The sequence below is a fragment of the Shewanella frigidimarina genome, assembly GCF_003797125.1.
Classification (GTDB): domain Bacteria; phylum Pseudomonadota; class Gammaproteobacteria; order Enterobacterales; family Shewanellaceae; genus Shewanella; species Shewanella frigidimarina.
Map to the genome: position 1 here is coordinate 488,448 of NZ_RKKE01000001.1, position 22,396 is coordinate 510,843.

At 41.5% G+C, this 22,396-nt stretch carries 17 protein-coding genes and 1 other RNA gene; 9 read left to right on the top strand and 9 right to left on the bottom strand.

What is annotated here, in order from left to right; translation table 11 throughout:
* Nucleotides 1-2: 2 nt before the first annotated feature.
* A complete protein-coding gene (locus tag EGC86_RS02155) occupies nucleotides 3-953 on the bottom strand; it encodes a LysR family transcriptional regulator (RefSeq protein WP_101086026.1) in 951 nt (316 codons plus the stop codon).
* Between the two features lie 109 nt (nucleotides 954-1,062).
* On the opposite strand from EGC86_RS02155, the gene EGC86_RS02160 reads away from it, so the two are divergent.
* The 6 genes from EGC86_RS02160 (at nucleotide 1,063) to EGC86_RS02185 (ending at nucleotide 9,048) form a co-directional block, all read left to right on the top strand.
* Nucleotides 1,063-2,643: an isocitrate lyase gene (locus EGC86_RS02160; protein ID WP_123776488.1), complete on the top strand. Its 1,581-nt coding sequence runs from the start codon at nucleotides 1,063-1,065 to the stop codon at nucleotides 2,641-2,643.
* A gap of 445 nt (nucleotides 2,644-3,088) precedes the next feature.
* On the top strand, nucleotides 3,089-3,991 hold the full coding sequence (locus tag EGC86_RS02165; RefSeq protein WP_165872322.1) for a nuclease-related domain-containing protein: 903 nt from the start codon (nucleotides 3,089-3,091) through the stop codon (nucleotides 3,989-3,991).
* Nucleotides 3,992-4,114: 123 nt separating this feature from the next.
* Nucleotides 4,115-5,281, top strand: a complete 1,167-nt coding sequence (locus tag EGC86_RS02170) for an N-6 DNA methylase (protein ID WP_123776489.1) — start codon at nucleotides 4,115-4,117, stop codon at nucleotides 5,279-5,281.
* Nucleotides 5,265-6,164: a phosphoribosyltransferase-like protein gene (locus EGC86_RS02175; RefSeq protein ID WP_123776490.1), complete on the top strand. Its 900-nt coding sequence runs from the start codon at nucleotides 5,265-5,267 to the stop codon at nucleotides 6,162-6,164. The genes EGC86_RS02170 and EGC86_RS02175 overlap by 17 nt, the downstream gene beginning before the upstream one ends.
* Nucleotides 6,164-8,140 (top strand): ORC-CDC6 family AAA ATPase, encoded by a 1,977-nt coding sequence (locus EGC86_RS02180; protein WP_123776491.1) that lies wholly within the window; start codon nucleotides 6,164-6,166, stop codon nucleotides 8,138-8,140. Before EGC86_RS02175 ends, EGC86_RS02180 begins: the two co-directional genes overlap by 1 nt.
* Nucleotides 8,137-9,048: a hypothetical protein gene (locus EGC86_RS02185; RefSeq protein ID WP_123776492.1), complete on the top strand. Its 912-nt coding sequence runs from the start codon at nucleotides 8,137-8,139 to the stop codon at nucleotides 9,046-9,048. Before EGC86_RS02180 ends, EGC86_RS02185 begins: the two co-directional genes overlap by 4 nt.
* 241 nt (nucleotides 9,049-9,289) lie before the next feature.
* Here EGC86_RS02185 and EGC86_RS02190 read toward each other — a convergent pair whose 3' ends face one another.
* The 7 genes from EGC86_RS02190 to EGC86_RS02220 all read right to left on the bottom strand — a co-directional run bounded on the left by EGC86_RS02190 (nucleotide 9,290) and on the right by EGC86_RS02220 (nucleotide 19,284).
* Nucleotides 9,290-10,378 carry a hypothetical protein gene (locus EGC86_RS02190; RefSeq protein WP_123776493.1) on the bottom strand — a complete coding sequence of 363 codons (1,089 nt, stop codon included), beginning with the start codon at nucleotides 10,376-10,378 and terminating at the stop codon, nucleotides 9,290-9,292.
* Nucleotides 10,379-11,243: 865 nt separating this feature from the next.
* Entirely contained in the window at nucleotides 11,244-14,132 is a 2,889-nt protein-coding gene (gene gcvP / locus EGC86_RS02195; protein ID WP_123776494.1) for an aminomethyl-transferring glycine dehydrogenase, read from the bottom strand.
* Nucleotides 14,133-14,371: 239 nt separating this feature from the next.
* Nucleotides 14,372-14,761: a glycine cleavage system protein GcvH gene (gcvH, locus tag EGC86_RS02200; protein ID WP_011638589.1), complete on the bottom strand. Its 390-nt coding sequence runs from the start codon at nucleotides 14,759-14,761 to the stop codon at nucleotides 14,372-14,374.
* Nucleotides 14,762-14,843: 82 nt separating this feature from the next.
* On the bottom strand, nucleotides 14,844-15,938 hold the full coding sequence (gene gcvT / locus EGC86_RS02205; protein ID WP_123776495.1) for a glycine cleavage system aminomethyltransferase GcvT: 1,095 nt from the start codon (nucleotides 15,936-15,938) through the stop codon (nucleotides 14,844-14,846).
* A 219-nt stretch (nucleotides 15,939-16,157) separates the two neighbouring features.
* The gene (locus EGC86_RS02210) at nucleotides 16,158-17,381 is read right to left on the bottom strand and encodes an FAD-dependent oxidoreductase (RefSeq protein WP_123776496.1); all 1,224 of its coding nucleotides are present in this window, start codon (nucleotides 17,379-17,381) and stop codon (nucleotides 16,158-16,160) included.
* 24 nt (nucleotides 17,382-17,405) lie between these two features.
* Nucleotides 17,406-18,680: a 2-octaprenyl-6-methoxyphenyl hydroxylase gene (gene ubiH, locus EGC86_RS02215; protein WP_123776497.1), complete on the bottom strand. Its 1,275-nt coding sequence runs from the start codon at nucleotides 18,678-18,680 to the stop codon at nucleotides 17,406-17,408.
* Nucleotides 18,681-18,708: 28 nt separating this feature from the next.
* Nucleotides 18,709-19,284, bottom strand: coding sequence for a UPF0149 family protein (locus tag EGC86_RS02220; RefSeq protein ID WP_123776498.1), 576 nt, complete (start codon nucleotides 19,282-19,284; stop codon nucleotides 18,709-18,711).
* A 212-nt stretch (nucleotides 19,285-19,496) separates the two neighbouring features.
* Between EGC86_RS02220 and EGC86_RS02225 the strand changes: the two genes are divergently transcribed.
* From EGC86_RS02225 to EGC86_RS02235, 3 genes are all read left to right on the top strand, one after another.
* Nucleotides 19,497-19,796 (top strand): cell division protein ZapA, encoded by a 300-nt coding sequence (locus tag EGC86_RS02225; protein WP_011638594.1) that lies wholly within the window; start codon nucleotides 19,497-19,499, stop codon nucleotides 19,794-19,796.
* A gap of 52 nt (nucleotides 19,797-19,848) precedes the next feature.
* Nucleotides 19,849-20,030: non-coding RNA, 6S RNA (ssrS, locus tag EGC86_RS02230), on the top strand.
* Between the two features lie 9 nt (nucleotides 20,031-20,039).
* Nucleotides 20,040-20,735 (top strand): 5-formyltetrahydrofolate cyclo-ligase, encoded by a 696-nt coding sequence (locus EGC86_RS02235; protein WP_123776499.1) that lies wholly within the window; start codon nucleotides 20,040-20,042, stop codon nucleotides 20,733-20,735.
* 367 nt (nucleotides 20,736-21,102) lie between these two features.
* Here EGC86_RS02235 and EGC86_RS02240 read toward each other — a convergent pair whose 3' ends face one another.
* Nucleotides 21,103-22,395, bottom strand: a complete 1,293-nt coding sequence (locus EGC86_RS02240) for an O-acetylhomoserine aminocarboxypropyltransferase/cysteine synthase family protein (RefSeq protein ID WP_123776831.1) — start codon at nucleotides 22,393-22,395, stop codon at nucleotides 21,103-21,105.
* Between the last annotated feature and the right edge of the window lies 1 nt (nucleotide 22,396).

A 22,396-nucleotide genomic window follows, 5' to 3' on the forward strand; every position in this document is an offset into this window, starting at 1 on the left:
GGTTAAACATCCCCTCTATTTATCTCTTCTGCGGTTTTAGTGATAAGTTGACGCATCCACTGATGCGCGGGATTATGCTGAAGCAAAGGGCTCCAGGCCATAGTCAAGGCGATGGGTTGAATAATAAAAGGCGGCGGAACAATGCTCACCCGTTCATTATTGATGTGATGACGTGCCATCTTACTTGGTATGGTTGCGATCAAATCTTGTTGCTCAGCCAACAAACAGGCGGTTTGATAATGGCGTGTAAAAACGGTGATCTGGCGTTTCACACCAATTCGCGTTAATGCTTCATCTACCCAGCCCAAACGCTGAACATCATCTGGGTTCATCCCTACCCCAACGCCCATCCCTGTTTTACTCACCCACACATGCTTAGCTTTTAAATAACTGTCTAAAGAAAACTTCTTTAAAACAGGATTACCCTTACTAATCAAGCAGCTAAAATCATCACTCCACAATATTTTTTGATGGAATGATTGCGGGATACTGTCAAAACGGTTGATCACCATATCGACTCTTCCTTGTTCTACATCAGGGAAACTGACATCACTTGGGGTCATGATATCTAAAATAATGTTGGGTGCTTGAGTACGAAGCTTAGCAATGAGCGGTGGAATTAACGTCGCTTCAGCATAATCACTTGCCATAACACGGAAGACTTTATCACTTTCCAGTGGATCAAAATTGGCACGCGGTTGTACGGCTTTTTCCAGGCCAATAATCAGCTCACTGATAATGGGTTGTAATTCATTTGCACGTTCGGTCGGTGTCATGCCCTGACTCGTGCGAATAAGTAAGGGATCATCAAACAAGTTTCGTAAGCGTTTTAGGCCGTTACTCATTGCAGGCTGGCTGATACCAAGCTGGTCTGCCGCTTTAGTAACATTTCTTTCACGTAGTAAAACATCTAAATAAACAAGGAGGTTCAAGTCGATACGAGATACATTCATATGGTGAATACCGAAGATAGTAAGCATAAATTAGGTTTATTTAACCAAATCTAGCTATTATTTTCAACGTAATCAATTGCCGCTAATCTATTTGTTAAGGAATAAACACATGACTCACTACAAAAATAATATCGATGAAGCTGCCACCTTGATTAATTCGGAAGGTAGTGCATGGAATGCCATCAACCCAGAGTCAGTCGCTCGTATGCGTCTACAAAATCGTTTTAAGACTGGGTTAGACATCGCAAAGTACACTGCCAAGATCATGCGTGAAGACATGGACAACTACGACAAGGACTCATCGCAGTACACTCAGTCTTTAGGTTGCTGGCATGGTTTTATCGCCCAACAAAAAATGATTTCGATTAAAAAACACCTTTTAACCACCAAGCGTCGTTACTTATATCTTTCAGGTTGGATGGTAGCTGCACTGCGTAGTGAGTTTGGTCCATTACCTGACCAATCTATGCATGAAAAAACCTCTGTTGCTGCGTTGATTAAAGAGTTATACACCTTCCTACGTCAAGCTGATGCTCGTGAACTAGGTGGTCTTTTCCGCGAATTAGATAGTGCCAAAGAGTCAGATAAAGCCGCGATTCAACACAAAATTGAAAACTTCGAAACCCACGTTGTACCTATTATTGCCGACATTGATGCCGGTTTTGGTAACGAAGAAGCCACTTACTTGATGGCAAAACAAATGATTGAAGCCGGTGCTTGTTGTATTCAATTAGAAAACCAAGTGTCAGATGTAAAACAGTGTGGCCACCAAGACGGTAAAGTCACCGTGCCACATGTTGAATTTTTAGCAAAAATTAATGCGGTTCGTTATGCATTTTTAGAACTCGGTATCGATGACGGCGTGATTGTTGCGCGTACCGATTCATTAGGTGCAGGCTTAACTCAAAAAATTGCTGTCACTAAAGAAGCTGGCGATCTAGGCGATTTATACAATAGCTTCCTTGAAGTTGAAGCCGTTGATGCTGCAAAACTTGAAAATGGTGATGTGGTATTCCAGCAAGGTGGCAAACTGGTCAAACCGGCTCGTCTACCAAATGGCTTATTTAAGTTCCGTGCTGGTACGGGTGAAGAACGTTGTGTACTTGATTGTATTACTTCATTGCAAAATGGCGCTGATTTATTGTGGATTGAAACTGAAAAGCCTCATGTATCTCAAATCGGTGCCATGGTTAACGAAATCCGTAAAGTTGTTCCTAATGCCAAGCTTGTGTATAACAACTCGCCATCGTTTAACTGGACGCTTAACTTCCGTCAGCAAATATTTGATGCGATGCAAAAAGCAGGACAAGACGTGTCAGCTTACGACCGCCCTCAATTAATGAGTGTTGATTACGATGGCACTGAGCTTGCTATCCAAGCTGATGAAAAGATTCGTACTTTCCAATCTGACTCGGCCCGTGAAGCAGGTATTTTCCATCACCTTATTACACTACCGACTTACCATACAGCAGCACTGTCTACCGACAACTTGGCTAAAGAATACTTCGGTGACCAAGGTATGTTGGGTTATGTTGCCAATGTTCAACGTAAGGAAATCCGTCAAGGTATCGCCTGTGTTAAACATCAAAACATGGCTGGTTCAGATATGGGTGATGCACATAAAGAGTACTTCTCTGGTGACCAAGCGCTTAAAGCGTCTGGTAAAGACAACACAATGAACCAGTTCTAAGACCGCTTTTATAGTCTGATTTTATAACTGCTTTTATAACTGCTTTTATAAACAGATTTATAGACTGATTTTGTAAACGGCTTGTGTAGAAAGTGACTTACCCAAATAGTGACTAGCTTAAGCGATGTTTTTGAAGTGAACATGACTAACAGCGAAAACTAAACCCAAAAGGCCTGCTTAAAATAAGCAGGCCTTTTTATGTTTCACACTCAGGTAAAATGGTCACAGTGACGCTAACCCATTAAGATACACACTGATACAAGCCATTATTATGCAATGATATTTTTGACTACAGCAACAGCCCATTTCGCTCAATTGCGACGCTTAACGATTGATGAAAATTTCCACTTACAATATTGCCAAACTCGGAGTATATTAATCCAGCAGATTCATGGATTTAGAATTGCGACCGATTGCTTAGGTCACATCACGCGCAAGGACGACAATGACAAGCTTGTTTACCAATGTATTCGCCACCATCATCTTGCTTTCGGGCATGTTTCTGATGGTGTTAATTATGCACCTAATGCTTAGATACCGTGACCAGACGGTAAAGCTACCTGTCGATCGTGAACAACTTCAACGTATCCCCGCTTTTGGCTTACAACAACAAATTCAGGACTTACAGTTTGACCTAATCGCTGGCCTAACAATGGCTGTAATGGTGGTGACGTTTCCGTTTGCCTACGAAAGTATCGTTAAGCATATTAGCGACAGCTCATTCCCAACTGCTTTCGCCCCGATTGTAATCGTTGGCTTAGGATATTGCGGACACAAAACGTGGAAAAACTTTTCCAAACTCACCAAATTACGCCTAGGCCACACTGCCGAAATCGCCACTGCCAATGAGCTAATCGGCTTACAAGCTTTGGGCTATCAAGTGTTTCACGACATACAAGCCGACGGCTTTAACATCGACCATTTAGCCATAGGTAAAAATGGCGTATTCGCCATCGAAACCAAAGGCCGCCACAAGCGCAAACGCGACAGTAAATCGACTAGCGCAACCCAAGGTAAAGACTACCAACTATTTTATAAAGACGGCCGCTTATGCTTTCCATCGTGGACTGAAACCAAACCAATAGAACAAGCAACTCGACAAGCAACGTGGGTCAGCCAGTGGCTCACCAAAGCTACCGGCCAGCAAGTGTTCTCCAGCCCAGTATTAGTATTCCCCGGCTGGTACGTCACCAGCCAAACTCGACCACCGTTCCCCATCTTAAATCACAAGCAGTTGGTCAAAACCATACCAGCCGTCCGAACCCAAACACTCAGCCAACAACAAGTCGACGCTATTGTGTATCAAGTGGCGCAGAGATGTTTGAGTAAGAGTGAGGTAGGGAAATGATTAAGATTGTGATGTTTATTCTATCCTACTAATCGTCAATTTATTACACCATTATTGACGGTGCTATCTAAGAACGCTAAATTGATATAATATAGTTTAACAAATAATTTTTTATCTATAATAATGCAATTAAATCAATATTATACAAGTAAAATTTACAGTGATGCATTAGTGAAGAACTTAACTATAGCATCACCTCAAACAGCTTTAGATCTTGGCTTTGGTGCAGGAGAACTTTTATGTGCCGCAAAAAGAAGATGGGATAATCTAAGTTTAATTGGTATTGATATAGATAGAAAAAACATTCTTTACGCTGAATCAAATAAATTAATAAAAGCCCTAGAATTAAGTGGCTTTGACCCTTCATTACCAAATATTATTAATGATAGCTTTGGAGAAATAGATTTATTGATATCAAATCCTCCATATTTTTTATGCGACTTAGATTCCAACAATAAAAAAATATTACAAGCTATAGGTTTATTGGATTGTATTTCAAAAAATCTCAAAAAAGTACCTGCTGAACTTATTTTTTTAGCTCAAAATCTTAGATTATTAACAAAAACTGGCGAGATTGGAATTATAGTTCCTGCGGGATTAGTCTCCGGACAAAAATGGCTCCCAGTTCGTCAATTTTTATTTGAGAAATATAATATAACTAACATAATTCAACTTCCTGAGAGCAGCTTTAAAAAAACTGACGCGCAAACATTCATTATCACATTGAAAAATAAAACAAAATCATGTAAAAGCATCCCATTATCTTATATTGATAGAGACGATGCCATCGATGTAGATATATCTAATGCTATCGTCAGATCTGATTATCGTTTTTATAAAGAAATTAACAGCTTAGAATATACTGACAAAATATCTAGTGAAGACTTCGAAATGTATAGAGGTAACAAATCTCACAATGAGCTTGTAAAAATTGGTAATACACATATACACACAACAGATATGCCACATCAACCAACCCTTCTGGATATTGGCACAACTCCAGTTGATAATGTTAAAAATGCGAAATCTAATGACATCCTAATTGCGAGAGTTGGTAGACGGTGTTTAGGTAGAACCTTATTTATTCATTCTGGTTCCATTCCTATAAGTGATTGCATCATAGGGATAACTCCTAAGAATAAAATAGTTGGTGATAAAATATGGAAAAAGTTATCTTCAGTACAGTGTAAAAAATATTTGACTAATGCAGCTTTAGGCGTTGGGGCTAAATATATAACTTACAAAACAATAAAGGATTATTTAACAAACGAATATGCTATTACCAAATAACTCAGAAGCATTCAAAATCATAGTAATAGAAAAAATAAAAATTTACTGTGATACGAACATTTGGCCATTTGAATATGAACAATTTACTGCATGGTTAAATAACTTTGATTGTAAAATTGAAGAGTATATTGCACTTCAATTTTTAGATAATTTAATCGTTAGATCTAAAGAAATGGCTAAGGCTAGTTACGCTAGATTGCTTTATGGACCAATTAGACAATATTTAAGTGAAAATACTTCTATTAATGTTGAAACAATACCGAAATGGAAAGAAAAACTAAGAAGTGGTGAGCTTTCGAAAGACTTAAGATTCTGCCCTGTAAAATTAAATTCTGATCAAGGTGAATCAGGAAGTACAATCTATAGAATGCTTTCTACTGCACTTGATACAAATCGTTATTCACTAGCAAAAGCTACAACGCCTCCAAAAGTTATTATATTAATTGATGACTTTATTGGTAGCGGAGAACAGTTTATTGACTTTGCATTAGAATTTAATCTAGAGGATAAAATTAAAACAACGCAAATTATTTACTGTCCATTAGTTGGTTTTGAAATAGGTATTAATCATATTAGTACCCTATACCCTAAACTGCATATTTTACCATCTGAATATATACTAAAAACCGATAGTTTATTTTATGGTGACGATAATGAATTATTTAAAAACGACCAAATAAATACTATACTTGATGTTAAAAACTTTTTAATTGGAATGCATAAAAAATATGCTTCAAAGATGCCATATTGGTTTGGACATGAATTTGCAGGCCTACCGTTAGCATTTGAATGGGGATGCCCCAACCAAACACCATCATTACTTTATATGATGAAATCAAAAAAAAATAAAAATTGGCAGCAATTATTTAGTAGGAGATCATAATGAAAGTAATTGATATAATAAATAAGTTATCTACTGCCAGATTAGAATTTCAAACATCAAATGGAAGCGTTTTAAATAATTTTGTTGTTCCATTTTTTATTGACAAGTTTGATCTAAGAAATATATCTCATTCAATTGCATTAGCTGGTTCTAGAGGTTCAGGGAAAAGTACCTACATTCAATATTTTTCTCATTCAACTAGGTTTGACCGAAATGTTACAACTATTAGTGAAGAAGAATTTACTTGTATTTTATTATATTGGAAACCTGACATTGCTTATTGTCAAGGATTAAAGTCAAATTGGTTAGGTGATGATGCTTTAAGATTTTTTTCAATTCATGCTGCTTTATCTTTATTACAAGAACTGTCTAGTTTGATCAATAATATTAGCTACCATTTCCCAGAAATCATCACTTGTTTAAAAGATAATGGAATTTTTTGGACAAGAGTAGCTAAGGTTACTAATTCAACTATAAATGACATTAATGAACTCAACTCTTGGATAATGGACTATAAGTATGAGATATCAACTAGATTAAATCCTGTAAATCTAGACGGTATTTTATCTATAGAACCAAAACAGATGCTTGCATACCTTACCGATGCTTTAAGGTTAGATTATGATAAATTTAGTGACACTACATTTAAAGTATTCATTGACGAGTTTGAGCTGTTAAATATTGAGCAGCAACAAGTTGTTAATACATATAGAAAAGAATCTAATAAATTATTAAATTGGAATGTTGCTTATAAATTAAATTCAAAACCAACCAATGAAACAACTTGCGATCAATGGCTACAATCACCAGATGATTATGTTGAAGAGAATTTAGATAATTACATTGAAGGTTATTTTAAAATTTACGCCGCAGAAATATTCATTCTTACATTACAAAATGCTGGCCTAACTTGTAAAGTACCGCAACTAACTCCTGGCTTCTTAGGTGATAGAAAAAACATTGAAGCTAGGAAAGAAAAAAGTTACCAAGATAAAGTCATATCCGTAATTGAAAATATTTTGCCTACGCCATCAATAAAGTCTTTATCTGAAATCTGTATCACAAACAACAGTGTAAAAAACAAATTATTAACAATCTTAAAATCTTTAAACTTCTCAAAAGAAATTTCCGAATTAATTTTTTTAGATACAAGCTTAGCTTTGACCATACTTGGGACGTACAAACAAAAAAGTTTCGAATCTGAACTCATAATAAAATACTTAAATAATAACTCAACAAAATCAGAAATAAAAACAATAAAAGATAAAATTAATACTTTTGAGTTTAATACACTATTATCACTAAACCTTCAGAATGCTTTTATTCAAGTGCCGTTATATGCTGGATTTGAACGTTTTATAACTATGACAACACCAAATATTAGACATTTCAAAGAACTGTGTTTGTCTTCATTAAAACAGTCTGATGATTTTGACTCTAATATAGAATATCTAAACATTGAAGATATTAAGCCAATTACCTTTATTGGAATGCATAAAGGTTCGATTACAAGTAGTACATCATTAGTTAAAGAAGTAATTAGTTACCCTCCTCATGGAAATAAACTTTCACACATGGTTAATAGAATTGGGGAGTTGTTTAGGATTTCTCAAAAAGCTAGTTATCAATCTGAACCTGAGAGAGATATATTCACATTTACTTATGATTACTCAGGAGCAGACAAGGAGTTAGAAGATTTTTTAAATTCGGCACTCAGTTGGAGAGTACTGGTTGAAGATGAATCAAGGAGAATAAAAGATGATAAGCAAATTACAAGCAAGGAATTTCAGTTAAACCCTGTATACGCTCCAAAGTTTGGAATATCTTATAGGAAAAAACGTGGTATAACTCTCACAATGGAACAGTTTAAAGTCATAGTATCAGGAAGTTCTGAAAGTTTTGATATTATCAGAAAACAATATCAACAGAAATGGAAGTCTGATGATTCAGAAGGAACCCAAGGTATTTTATTATGATAAATGTTCAGACTTGGAGAACGGAGTTTGTAAATGAAGCTATCCAAAATCCAAAAACCAAAACATATGACTTGACGTATACTGACATTGATAAATATGATGACCGTAGCGATTGGTCATTAAATTATATAAGTAAATACTCTAATGAGATCATAACCGTCTCATATTGCCCACAAACGGTTTCATTAATTATAAATAACAACAAATATGGCATAAGAAAATTAAGCGAATATAATCTACCTAAAGGTAAAATTCTAATTGATGCTACAACATTAGCATTGCCAGAAATACTACATTTATTTCACTTATTAAATGATAAAAAACGTTCATTCGACGTAATTTACGTTCAACCTACTAGCTATACAGAGCTAAAAACATTAGGTATTGATAAAATAAAGTTATTTGATTTGTCAGATGATGGACTTGGAATTCAACAGGTCCCTCCATATATAGGTTATAGTGCGCACTCAATGCTTTTTTTCTTTTTAGGATTTGAAGGTCATAGATTGGGTTCGATTATTAATTCTGATGAGTTTGATACAAGAAATATAACCTGCCTTCTTGGCACTCCACCATTTAAGTTGGGATGGGAGAATAGAACTCTCTCAAATAATTATAAACAGTTTACAGAAATCAGTAGCAGTTCAAATACGCGATTTAAATTTGCTGGTGCAAATGATCCAATCCAAACCTATGAAATAATTAACCAAGTTTATCAATCCGCATGTTATGAAAAACGAAACTTATGCTTGGCACCTTTTGGCACAAAGCCTGCGGCTATTGCGGCAGCGCAGTTTGCTGTCAATAATAAGAACGTTGTCATGTTATATGACTATGTTAAGAAAAAAAATAAAAGGTCCACCGGTCAAGACTTGATCCATACATGGAGTTTTCAATATACAGATTAAACATAATTAAAATTAGTATCTAATCACAAATACTCAATGATTGACAAAATGATAATCATTGCCAGAATATTAAAAAAGCGAACCAACCGGTTCGCTTCCACATCATGGCACATATTCAATTACTCCTACCAGCACTTACCCATAATCACTTAATAGGAAGAAAGAATACATTAGATCCAACTCACCATATCAAGAATATTAGAATTAGATTTACTAACAACATTTAATATGACAAAAACAATTACTCGGAGATAAAACCAAAAAAACTCATCAACTTGGCTGTATCTTGTCTTACACTTAGAGTCACCGAATAATCATCTAAATCATCAGGCCCTAAATTGGCATTGAATCCTAATAAAAATGGCTTATCTTCAACAAGCTGATATTGAGCTTGAATTACCCATACGTTGACATCTTCCCTCACACCATAATTTGATGTTCTAACAAAATAAGTACCCACACGAGCTCTAGGTAAGCCATTTTGATACTTACTAAAACCCATACTATAAAGATTAAACTCGAGTCCACCACCATAGTATCTAGCCAATTCATTACCTGGACTAGCCTCATCTAAACTTCTAACACCTGCTAAAACTGCAAAACTGAGTACCGAATCACCATCTTCTGTAGCCATGAAATGTCCAGGTGAATACAAAAATTTCAAATAACCATCAATAGCATCCGTAACATCGTTAAATTCAGAGACTTCTGGATCAGGCTTATCCTCATTTACTGTTGGATATTGCTCAAATACAACTCCAACTTCAAAATTAGTGACAGCATCGCTCCAGCCCCAACTATTTTTCCACCGACCATTAAGCTTAAGAGAGCCAGTAATACCACCTTGATCAAAACCTGTGCGATTCCCTTCTTCGTCATAGCCATTTTGATGTTTATAACCTAGTTCAAATGAGCTAATCCATCGATTTATTGTATCTTCACTTTTTATTGTGCTTGTTAATTGAGTAAGCAGTTTGTTGTCTTGACTTGTCATAATTTGACCCGAAGCTTTAACCTCTTCAAGGCAACTTGCAAACATATTAGCTGCAAGCATGTCATTTGCTAATTTAACCTTATCAACTCCTTCAATTGAAAGTGTATTTGATGGCTGACAATTAATGATTATTTGCTTTGTAGGGTCGTTAGACTGCAGACATGTATCTATCGTTGTCGTTTTATTCAGCGTACTAATGCTGTTTTTTCGGTTAATCAGTGAGCTATAGCAAACCTGGCTTTGTTTTGCACCATCAACAATCAGTTTTTGACCAGCTAAAACTAGCGGTGATAATACACAGAGTAACAACAGTGAAGTGGTTTTAATTAATTTCATAATCGTTCCTTGTCCTTATGACTATCAGTTATTTGTTAAGCCAAGACGACTGGATAAAAACCACTTTGACATTTATAACTTAGACGGGAAATTTAATCTGTAAAGTTGGTAATGACCTACTGATAAGTTTTCAGTCTTAAGTATGAATAAATGATTTCAGAATAAACTTTATTTCCTCAACAAAAAAGCGAAGTGGGAACAGCCGTTGGTTTCCTCTTGGTCTGGTGTGGGCGAAGCACAAGCCATAAAAGCAACAAGCTAAGAATAAAAGAATAGAGCTGGATTCCGGCTAAAAAGCATTACCGGAATGACGTAAATATAAACATATTCGGAATGACATGTGTTCAAGATTTACTGATATGACAGACACAAAAAAGCGAACCAATCGGTACGCTTTTTTAATGCTTTAGATATTATATCTGCAGGCTCCATTTCCTTGAGGCCGTTGAAGAAAATAGCGTGAGCCTGACAGGACGTCAGGCTAGCTTTCGCGGTACAGGATGTACCATCGGAAGCGTTAGCATTTTCACTCTTTATTGTAAGATGGGCCGAAGCAGACTACAAACGAAGTTAAAAGCTGGATCAATCCCCATGGCGACCTTTTCGCTTTTCAGAAAATGTTGCGGGGCGGCTGGGAGTTCCAAGAGGGAACAGCCGTTGGTTTCCTCTTGGTCTGGTGTGGGCGACGCGCCACGACGTTAGTGGCCGCAGGCCATAGCTAAGATGAAGACAAAAGAAACAAGCTGGATTCCGGCTCAAAAGCATTACCGGAATGACGTAAAAATGGGAACGAAAGGCATAAAAAAGCGACCTTTCAGTCGCTTTCAAATTGAAGTTCCTATTCAGGAACCACTATTAATAATGATTACTCATAATCACTTAAAGGAACACATGCACACATAAGGTTGCGATCCCCATAAACATCATCGATACGATTCACCGTTGGCCAAAACTTATTCGCCTTAACCGCTGCCGTTGGGAACACGGCTACTTCACGACTGTACGGACGTGAATCGAACTCTGGGTCCATAATATCCGCTAAGGTGTGAGGTGCATTATGCAGTGGATTATTGTCCACTGGCCACTCGCCTGCTTCTACCTTGGTAATTTCACCGCGAATAGAAATCATCGCTTCGATGAAACGGTCTAGCTCAACCTTAGACTCAGATTCAGTAGGCTCAATCATCAACGTACCCGCTACCGGGAAGCTCATGGTTGGTGAATGGAAACCATAGTCGTTTAGACGCTTAGCGATATCCATTTCGGTTACGCCAGAGGTTTCTTTTAATGGGCGTAAATCGATAATACATTCATGGGCTACACGGTCGTTACGGCCAGTAAATAATACTGGGTAATGAGGCAGTAGCTTTTTCATGATGTAGTTAGCGTTTAATAGCGCAGTTTGGGTTGATTGCTTAACCCCTTTAGTGCCCAACAACTTAATGTACATCCAGCTGATTGGCAAAATGCTGGCGCTACCATAAGGTGCGGCCGATACTGCGCCGTTATGGTCGCTTTCGCGGCCTGGCTTAATCACTGTGTGGCCTGCTACAAATGGCGCAAGGTGCGATTTAACACCAATTGGGCCCATACCAGGACCACCGCCACCGTGCGGGATAGCAAAGGTTTTGTGTAAGTTAAGGTGCGATACGTCTGCGCCGATAAAGCCTGGTGATGTTAAACCAACCTGTGCGTTCATGTTTGCGCCGTCTAGGTACACTTGACCGCCATATTGATGGACGATTTCGCATACTTCGCGGATTGATTCTTCGTACACACCGTGAGTCGATGGGTACGTGATCATGATGCACGATAGGCTGTCTGCAAGTTCTGCTGCTTTAGTGCGTAAGTCTTCTAAATCAACGTTACCTTGCTTGTCGCACGCAGTAACCACTACCTTCATACCGGCTAGTTGTGCCGATGCTGGGTTAGTGCCGTGAGCTGATTGTGGGATTAAGCAAATATTACGGTGCGCGTCGCCGCGAGACTCGTGGTATTTCTTAATCGCTAACAAGCCAGCGTACTCGCCTTGTGCACCAGAGTTTGGTTGAATACACACAGAGTCGTAACCGGTGATTTTAACTAAAAACTCAGACAGTTCGTTAATTAACTGGGTGTAACCTTGTGCCTGATCTAGCGGGCAGAATGGGTGCATGTTAGCAAATTCTGGCCAGCTTACTGGTAGCATTTCCACTGCTGCGTTGAGTTTCATGGTGCATGAACCTAACGAGATCATTGAGTGGTTTAAGGCTAAATCTTTGTTTTCGAGACGCTTGATATAACGCATCATCTCGGTTTCGCTTTGGTAGCGATTAAACGTTGGATGGGTTAATACTGCATCTTGACGTACTAGCGCGTCTGGAATTGACTGGCTGCCATTAGCAACGATGTCGGCATCGAGTGCTGCAACATCTAAACCGTGGCCTGCGCCTAGGATAACGTCAAACAAGTCTGCGATATCTGTGCGGATAGTGGTTTCATCTAAGCTGATACCAAACACGCCATCGGCATCTAAACGTAAGTTAACTTGCGCAACAATGGCGCGGGCATTAATGGCGGCAACGTCGGCACCTTTAACACTGATGGTGTCGAACCAAGTGGTGTTAGCTAAGGTTAAGCCTTTTGCTGTTAAGCCTGCCGCTAAAATGTCGGCTAAACGGTTAATGCGTGATGCTATGGTTTTTAAGCCTTGCGGGCCGTGGAATACCGCATAAAACGACGCCATGTTGGCTAATAAAATTTGCGCGGTACAAATGTTTGAGTTGGCTTTTTCGCGGCGAATATGTTGCTCGCGCGTTTGCATGGCCATACGTAATGCGCTGTTGCCGCGGGTGTCTTTTGACACACCAATAATACGGCCTGGCATTGAACGTTTATGTTCGTCACGGGCAACGAAGAATGCTGCGTGTGGTCCGCCGTATCCCATTGGTACGCCAAAACGTTGCGCGCTACCAAATACTACATCTGCGCCCATGGCGCCCGGTGATTTAAGTAACATTAACGACATGATGTCGGCTGCTACTGTAACAATGACTTTGTTGTCGCGAAGCGTAGCAAATAGCTCAGTGTAATCGGTAATTTGGCCAATACGGTTGGTGTACTGGAACAAGGCACCAAATAATTCGTAATTTACCGCTTCACTTGCTGGGCCAACGACTACTTCAAAACCAAAACATTCTGCGCGGGTTTTAACTACGTCTAATGTTTGTGGGAATACGTCATCGGCAACAAAGAAGATGTTGGCTTTTTTAGCTTTAGACACGCGCTTGGCAAGGGCCATGGCTTCTGCTGCTGCGGTTGCTTCGTCCAGCAATGAGGCTGACGCAAGGTCAAGGCCAGTTAGGTCCATTGACACTTGTTGGAAGTTTAAGATTGCTTCTAAACGGCCTTGAGCGATTTCTGGCTGATATGGAGTATAAGCAGTGTACCAACCTGGATTTTCGAACACGTTACGCAAAATAACATTTGGCACTTGCACGCCGTAGTAACCCATACCGATATAGCTTTTAAAGACTTTGTTTTTGTCAGCTATGTTGCGGATATAGGCAATACCTTCGGCTTCGCCACATGAGTCACCGATGGTGAGGTCTTGTGGTAAACGAATTTTGCCAGGAACGGTTTGCGCGGTTAAGTCTTCTAACGACTCTGCACCAATGAAGTTGAGCATTTCTTGTTGCTGCTCAGCATTGGGGCCAATGTGGCGGGTTAGAAATAACTCGTGTTGTTCTAGTTGTGTCAGGGTTTGCTTGGTCATGTTAAACCTTGTTCCAAATCGACCAGTTATGGCGGTAGGGCACAGAACTGGATTAGGGTGAAAACGTGTAATACGTGACTAACCCGTAAAGGGTTTATTAATGCAACGCGCTTACGTCGTGAGTGGCTTTATGTGTGCCACTTCCTTTATGAAGCTGAAACGACAATACTGCAGGGCGCAACACTTTTATCGTTAGATAACAAAGAAGCTCCCGAGGGAGCTTCCTGCGTCATTGGCGCTTATTCTTCGTCAATCACTTCTTGGTAACCGTCTGCATCTAATAATGCATCCACTTCTGATTCGTCAGAAGGCATAACACGGAAGAACCAACCGTCACCAAATGCGTCGCTGTTAACAAGCTCTGGCGAATCTTCTAAAGATTCGTTTACGGCAATCACTTCACCAGAAATAGGTGCATAGATGTCTGATGCCGCTTTAACTGATTCAGCTACTGCGCAGTCTTCACCGGCAGTTACTGTGTCGCCAACTTCTGGTAATTCTACGAATACCATGTCGCCTAATAGCTCTTGAGCATGCTCAGTGATACCTACTGTGTAGCTACCGTCTGATTCTTTACGGATCCATTCGTGCGAAGATGCATATTTCAAGTCTGCTGGAATAGTGCTCATTATCGTTGTTCCTTAATCTGATGTTCTAATACTTAACAAATAAATTCTTTTTGGGTAAAGCGCAACTCATTTTATTGAGTTGTTAGAAAGCTTGCTTACCGTTACGTACAAAACTTGGAGCGATGACTTTTACGTTAACACGCTTTTTACGCATTTCAACTTCAGCGATGGCACCAATACCACTAGGCACACGGGCCATGGCAATAGAATAGCCTAATGTTGGCGAAAACGAACCGCTGGTGATCACACCTTGGTGCTCAACACCGTCTGCGTCGGTAAAAAATACTGCCATATCGTGGCGTAAGACGCCCTTTTCTTCCATGACTAAGCCGACTAATTTTTCTGTGCCAGCCGCTTTAATGGCGGTAAGTGCATCACGGCCAATAAAGTCACGCTCGCTTGGCTCCCACGCTACAGTCCAGCCCATGTTAGCGGCTAATGGATTAATTGACTCGTCCATGTCTTGACCGTATAGGTTCATGCCCGCTTCTAAGCGTAATGTGTCACGTGCACCTAAACCACATGGCTTAACGCCTGCATCTAGTAGTGCTTGCCATAAGGCTTCTGCTTCGGTTTCTGGAACAATGATTTCGTAGCCCGCTTCGCCGGTGTAACCGGTTGTGGCAATAAATAAGCTGGCTGATTGCACACCAAAGAATGGCTTCATGCCTTCAACGGCAGCATTTTGCTCAGTGCTGAATACAGTAGCTGCTTTGGCTTTAGCATTAGGGCCTTGCACGGCAATCATCGCAAGCTCTGGACGTTCAGTCACAACAACATCAAATGCTGCGGCTTGTTTGTTGATCCAGGCGAGGTCTTTGTCGCGAGTAGCGGAGTTAACCACTACGCGGTAATGGGTGTCGGTTAAGTAGTAGGTAATAAGGTCGTCGATGATGCCAGCGTTTTCGTCTAGCATTCCGCCGTAAAGGGCTTTACCAGGTACGGTAAGTTTGGCGACATCGTTAGCAAGTAACTTACGTAAGAAGGCACAAGCATCGCTGCCGGTAACGTCAACTACGGTCATGTGCGACACGTCGAACATGCCTGCGTCTTGACGTACTGCGTGATGTTCTTCGATTTGAGAGCCGTAGTTAATCGGCATTTCCCAACCGTGGAAATCAACCATCTTGGCTTTAGATTCTAAATGCTTGTTAAAAAGTACTGTTTTGCTAGCCATTATTATCCCTTTTTTTGAGGCCTTTCTTATGTAGGTTTTTGATAAAATGCGGCCAAAATTATACTCCGCAGACCCACTTTGTATACAAAAAATTTTTCTAATCCGAGTCCGGTCGCATTAGTTTAGCTAATCTATTGTTGTAATTTTTTTACATAATTTTTTACAATAAAAACGCCGATTTAACTGTATAGACTGATATTAAACAAGTTTCTATATTAGCTATGATGAAATTGGCTCGCGACAAAGTTTAGGTAATGTCATTTTGTTACCCATAGCCTGTTTGATGAACACTGTTTTCAGCCCAGCGACATTATCAACTAGGGTTAGGCCTATGTCGCGCATGGCTTTTTTAAGCGGATTGCTGCCGGCAAACAGTCTTTTAAAGCCTTCCATGGTGGCAATCATCTCCATCGCCTCTGCTTTACGCCAACGTTCAAGGGCGCGTAAATGGCTGTATTCGCCTAAATCTTTGCCTTGCTGGTGCAGTTCGGTAAAGGTGTCGATGATGCTAGCTGCGTCTAAAAAGCCTAGGTTAACCCCCTGGCCAGCTAACGGGTGAATGGTGTGAGCAGCGTCGCCAGCCAGCACTAATCGGTGGCGAGCAAAGTGGCGCGCATAACGCATACGTAGCGGGAATGATTGACGCTCGCTAACCACCTGGCACATGCCTAAACGGCCATCGAGCGCGGCAGTTAATGCTTTGCCAAATTCGATATCGTCTAATGCCAACAATTGCTCGGCTTGGTCGGGCGATACTGACCAGACGATGGAACATAAATTGTCGTCGTACAGTGGCAACATAGCTAATGGGCCGCCAGGTAAAAAGGCTTGTCTGGCGGTGGCGTCGTGGGCAAGTTCGGTGCGCACGGTCGCGACAATGGCATGGTGGCCGTAGTCCCAAAAGGTTAGCGGAATACTGCATTGCTGGCGCACCCAAGAATTAGCTCCGTCGGCGGCAACCACCACGGCGGCACTTACGTTATCGCCATTGGCTAGAGTTAACCATGCTTCGCGCTCGCCAAAGGCTACACGCTCAAGGCGTTGGTTTTCAATATGGGTAATGTTGCTTATTTCGCTGGCGCGTTTGGCAAGGGCGTAACTGATGGCGTCGTTTTCAATGATCGAGCCTAAATAGGCTTCGCTGATACTGTGGGCGTCAAACTCAATTTTACCTAGGCCGTCTTTGTCCCATACCGACATTTTTTGGTAAGGGCTAACACGGTTGTCGTCGAGGTATTGCCAAGCACCGAGGTTTTCCAGCAGTTGTTGGCTTGCTTTGTTAATAGCACTGACGCGCAATTTAGGCTCACCGCTGACCGCTTGGGTTGTGCCAGCATCGATAACCACCACATTAAGGTCGGCATTGGCTAAACCGATTGCGGTTGCAAGCCCGACCATACCACCGCCGACGATGGCAACATCATAAGTTTTAGTTGAAAACATGGTCAATCCTTACCTTAAAATGAGTTAACGCCAGCCCATGGCGGTTTGCGCTACGGGGCGCTTTAACGGCGGTAGCCAAGACAATAAACGCAAACCGATATTGCGTCCGGCAACTAACGGCCAATATTGATTGGAAAAGCCACGCACTAAAAATTCGATGTTGTTGAGTGTGCTGTCGCGATCGGCTTGGCGAGCGGCTAAATATTGATGCACGATAGCGCTGCTGCCGAGGTCGATTTCGGTTGCAGTGTTACTGCTAAAGGCATGTTCAAGCACCTTGAGTAGCCCGACTACATCACGTAAACCCAGATTAAAACCTTGTCCGGCAATAGGGTGTAGCGTTTGCGCGGCGTTACCGACAAATATACAACGATGGTAAATCGGTCGAGGCATATACGATAACGTGAGTGGATAACTGACCCGTTGACCCACATCGATAAAGCGGCCGACACGATGGCCAAATGCTTGTTGCAATGCTGCTAAAAACTCAGCTTTATCAGCATTTTTTAATGCATCAGCTTTGGCTGGCGGTAATGCCCATACCAGTGAAAAACGCGACTGAGTGGAAGGTGTTGATGGCACTGACGTCATCGGTAACAGTGCTAATGGACCTGTTTGGGTGAAGCGCTCATAAGCCCAGTGTTGATGCGGTTGGTCGGTAATGACATTGGCAACGACCGCCGTTTGATCAAAATCGATTTGCTCAGTAGGCTGCTGCAAATGTTGACGCACAACCGAGTTAGCGCCATCGGCGGCCACCAGCAACTGACAATGCAGCTGAGTGCCATTATCTAATGTTAATAAGTGACCGTCTGTTTGGGCTTGTAAATCAGTGACTTTGGCAGGACAAAACACGCTGACAGATGACTTTTGTAATTCGTCGAATAACACGTTACCCACACGAGCCAATTCAACCACCTGCCCTAACGCGTCTAAGCCTAATGGTTTAGCGTTGAGTTCGGTCATGCCAAAGTGGCCGCGATCAGACACATGAATATTTTCGATCGCGGTGCCAAGATGCTGCAACTTAGGCCAAATGCCTAAACGAGTCAGTTCGAAAATAGAACCGTGCGCAATGGCGATAGAACGGGCATCAAAACCGGGATGATTGTTGTTGGCAACATGAGCTTCGATGAGTGCAATACGCAGCGGACGCGCTAAAGTGGCTGATGATAAAGTAGCAGATAATGTGGCAGATAACTTAGCTAACCCTAGGGCTAACGTGGCACCTGCCATGGCGCCACCCACTATGGCAATATCAACGACGAGTGGCTCGGTAGATGTGTGTGCTGTGGTCATACGCTGCGTTGCTGCCTATACCAAAATGTTAGTGAAAAGTAGAATGCTCATCGGTGTCATTCAAAGGCATGTCTAAGCCAAATTCTGAATAACATAAAATAGCAGACATTCTGACAAACTCTTGCAGCTCTTCGTAGGCAACTTCTGATTCTTCGTCATCACCAACATCAAATTCTACCTGGGCAATATCAGCAAGGTCTTTAATCACTTCTCGCACATCGGCTGACGCTTTATTTAGCTCAGGTTGAATGATGGCAATACCCGTTAAAAAACTTTGGGTCCACAAGGCTAACGCTTCAACGCGATCGCTCAGTGACGCTTCTTCTTCTGGTAATAAAAGAGTAAAGCCAAATTCGAAATCGACTAAGCGTGCCACAGTGTCTTGATACAAATCGCTGATCAGCTGTTGTAAGTTTGGCTCTAACGGTTGACCGTCGTTCATTAATTCAACTAACGGCTTGAGCCAAGCTAAATTTTCTTGCTTTACACCACCACAAATAATCCCAACAAGCGCCCCATGCACTTCTACTGGATACTGGCCGACTTCAGCGTAATCTAAGGCCTGTTTTAGTTTTTCAATACATAATGAAGGTGGGATTGCCATGGTAAATTCCTAATAACGCAATATCTGCTTCAATGCTAGCAGAGTTAGTATGATGCTCCAAATGCTAGTGTGTATTGTGCCCAAATTATGCCTAGACTGAAGCGGATTTGTTCACACAAACAGCAAATAGTTAAAAAGGGATGCTGTTGCCTTGCTCTTTTAAATTCAGCCCTATATAGTTCGCGAACTGACTAAGGATCTGAGGCAACATTATGAGTAACAGTGCAGTTGATATTACCCTATTAGGGCGCACCTACTCTATCGCATGTCCAAAAGGACGCGAAGATGCTTTGCGCACTGTTGCCAGAGAAGTTGAAAACCAACTGACAACCTTGAAGTCGCGTACTAATAATTTAAGCCGTGAAGAGTTAGCCATTATGGCAGCACTGAACATTGGCAATGAATTGTTTGAAGAAAAACAAAAAAATAAACAATATATGGCGCAAATGGATGAGCGTATTTCGTTATTACAGTCAACGTTGGAAACATCGTTGGTTGAACGAAGCCGCTAGGAAGGCTAAACTAAGATTTCAGAACTAAGCATTGCTTAATTCTACCCTGTTTTGCTCCCTGGGATATTTGCTCGTTGGTTAAGTCCCTGTGCCGATAATTACAAACCCAGGGTGAATGCTTTCGTTAACATTGTGCATGCTCGGATTATACCGAGAAGCCTTAGGAGATGAACATTTACCCGCCTTGAACCTACGGTTCAAGGGCTGCGCCGGCAGCGGTATTTTGGGGAGCATCCTAATTTTATGTCAATCACACGCTTTATGACTAACAAAGACAATCGTCCAGTTACGTCAACCTCTTCGGCACGCATCAGCTACTTTGCCACGCCTTCTGAGTTTCAAGAACCACTGTTTGATAGCACAGACATGAGCCGCGAGAACATTCGTCGCCATGTACGCCAAGAGCGTAATAGCCTTAGCACTGAAGAACAATCCCAATTAGCCTTGATTGCCAGCCGCCATATGCTTGCTGAAATTCAAGCACAGTCGGCTCAGCATGTTGCCTTGTATTTCACTCACGATGGTGAACTTGCTACTCAAAAACTGATTGAAGCGTTATGGGATGTCGACGTTAATCTCTATTTACCGCGTATTCATCCGTTTAGTAAGGGTAACTTGTTGTTTGTGCGTTACGATCGCGATTCTGTGATGGTTAACAACCAATATGGAATTAGCGAGCCACAGCTTAATGTGCAACATGTTATTACTGTCGATAATCTCGATATGATTATCACTCCTTTGGTGGCATTTGATGAACACGGTAATCGTATGGGCATGGGCGGCGGATATTACGACCGCACCTTGGCACAAGTGGTTGATAACAAGCCATTAGCCGTCGGGTTTGCCCACGACTGCCAACAAGTGAGCCAAGTGCCTACCGATTTTTGGGATATTCCTTTGCCAGTGATTATTACCCCAACGAGAAGATTAGCTATTTAAAATAGCTACCGATTCGTAATAAAAAGCCCCATCAATACACGTTATTGATGGGGCTTTTTAGTTAACTGATTTATTGCCGCTATTAATGACCGATATGTGAAAAAACCTGCAGACTTAACTATTCTCCGTCCAAAGTGTCCGAAATAGCATGATAAAAATGCCGAAGTGACATCAAGGATGATGGCACAGGCTCTGGGGTACAGGGATGTACCATCTGAGCCGTTAGGCGATTTTTATTATGCTATGAGGATCAACACTTTGCCGGAGCTGCCGGGGAGATCCAAGAGGGGAAAGCAGTTTTTCCCTTCTTGGTCGGGTGTGGACGAAGTGCCACGATTTTTGTTATATGCAACAAAAGCAATTGTGACTACACAATTGCTTTCTCTAATGCTTGGCTAACATCGGCAATGATGTCGTCGATGTGCTCAATACCCACCGATATGCGCACTAGATCTTCTGATACTCCGGCTTTAGCTAATTCGACACTGTCTAACTGGCGATGGGTGGTACTGGCTGGATGACAAGCTAACGATTTAGCATCACCGATATTGACCAAACGTAACACCATTTGCAGTGCATCAATAAACTTACCACCAGCTACTTTACCCGCTTCTGCGTTAGCAGCTTTAATGCCAAAACTAATAATCCCTGAAGCTTTACCACCAGTGATTTTTTGGCAGGTTGCATGGTGCGGGCTGTCTGGAAGTGCTGCGTAATTTACCCAACTAATGCTTGGGTGCTGCTGGAGATATTCGGCTAGCGTAAGCGCATTACTGCAATGACGTTCCATGCGTAAACTTAAGGTTTCTAAGCCTTGAAGTAACAAAAATGAACTGTGTGGTGACAAGGCTGCGCCAGTATTACGCAGTGGCACTACGCGGCATCGGCCAATATAAGCGGCGGGTCCAAATGCGTCGGTATACACCACACCGTGATAAGACGGATCAGGTTCGTTAAGTATCGCAAAACGTTTTTTGTTGGCAACCCAGTCAAATTTACCCGAGTCAATAATCACCCCGCCAATGGTTGTGCCGTGGCCGCCAATGTATTTAGTGAGCGAATGGATAACAATGTCGGCACCATGATCAAATGCGCGGCACAACACTGGCGTCGCTACGGTGTTATCGACAATTAATGGCACTCCGTGTTTATGGGCAATATCGGCCAAACGTTGTAAGTCGACAATATTACCTGCTGGGTTACCAATCGATTCGCAAAATAGCGCTTTAGTGTTGTCGTCAATTAATGCGTCGAGACCATCAAAGTCATCAAACGCCGCCATACGGACTTCAACGCCCTGGCGTGGCAGCGTATGGGCAAATAAGTTATACGTGCCGCCGTACAACTGGCTGGTACTGACAATATTGTCGCCCACTTGGGTTAATGCTTGAATCGCGTAAGTAATCGCAGCCATGCCAGATGCCACAGCCAGTGCACCGATACCGCCTTCAATGGCGGCTAAGCGTTGCTCTAACACACTGGTAGTGGGATTCATGATGCGGGTATAGATGTTGCCTGCCACTTTTAAATCAAACAGGTCGGCACCGTGCTGGGTATCATCGAAGGTATATGAGGTGGTTTGGTATATCGGCACCGCAGCGGCTTTGGTGGTAGCTTCAGACTCGTAGCCATAATGTAGCGCCAATGATTCCAGCTTCATG

Bases quoted from the DNA above. Each gene is read 5' to 3' on its own strand.
- EGC86_RS02225 (WP_011638594.1), top strand. From the start codon at position 19,497: ATGAGTAACAGTGCAGTTGATATTACCCTATTAGGGCGCACCTACTCT.
- gcvT (WP_123776495.1), bottom strand. From the start codon at position 15,938: ATGGCTAGCAAAACAGTACTTTTTAACAAGCATTTAGAATCTAAAGCC.
- EGC86_RS02210 (WP_123776496.1), bottom strand. From the start codon at position 17,381: ATGTTTTCAACTAAAACTTATGATGTTGCCATCGTCGGCGGTGGTATG.
- EGC86_RS02185 (WP_123776492.1), top strand. From the start codon at position 8,137: ATGATAAATGTTCAGACTTGGAGAACGGAGTTTGTAAATGAAGCTATC.
- EGC86_RS02160 (WP_123776488.1), top strand. From the start codon at position 1,063: ATGACTCACTACAAAAATAATATCGATGAAGCTGCCACCTTGATTAAT.
- gcvP (WP_123776494.1), bottom strand. From the start codon at position 14,132: ATGACCAAGCAAACCCTGACACAACTAGAACAACACGAGTTATTTCTA.
- EGC86_RS02165 (WP_165872322.1), top strand. From the start codon at position 3,089: ATGACAAGCTTGTTTACCAATGTATTCGCCACCATCATCTTGCTTTCG.
- EGC86_RS02170 (WP_123776489.1), top strand. From the start codon at position 4,115: ATGCAATTAAATCAATATTATACAAGTAAAATTTACAGTGATGCATTA.
- gcvH (WP_011638589.1), bottom strand. From the start codon at position 14,761: ATGAGCACTATTCCAGCAGACTTGAAATATGCATCTTCGCACGAATGG.
- EGC86_RS02180 (WP_123776491.1), top strand. From the start codon at position 6,164: ATGAAAGTAATTGATATAATAAATAAGTTATCTACTGCCAGATTAGAA.
- EGC86_RS02240 (WP_123776831.1), bottom strand. From the start codon at position 22,395: ATGAAGCTGGAATCATTGGCGCTACATTATGGCTACGAGTCTGAAGCT.
- ubiH (WP_123776497.1), bottom strand. From the start codon at position 18,680: ATGACCACAGCACACACATCTACCGAGCCACTCGTCGTTGATATTGCC.
- EGC86_RS02155 (WP_101086026.1), bottom strand. From the start codon at position 953: ATGAATGTATCTCGTATCGACTTGAACCTCCTTGTTTATTTAGATGTT.
- EGC86_RS02220 (WP_123776498.1), bottom strand. From the start codon at position 19,284: ATGGCAATCCCACCTTCATTATGTATTGAAAAACTAAAACAGGCCTTA.
- EGC86_RS02175 (WP_123776490.1), top strand. From the start codon at position 5,265: ATGCTATTACCAAATAACTCAGAAGCATTCAAAATCATAGTAATAGAA.
- EGC86_RS02190 (WP_123776493.1), bottom strand. From the start codon at position 10,378: ATGAAATTAATTAAAACCACTTCACTGTTGTTACTCTGTGTATTATCA.
- EGC86_RS02235 (WP_123776499.1), top strand. From the start codon at position 20,040: ATGTCAATCACACGCTTTATGACTAACAAAGACAATCGTCCAGTTACG.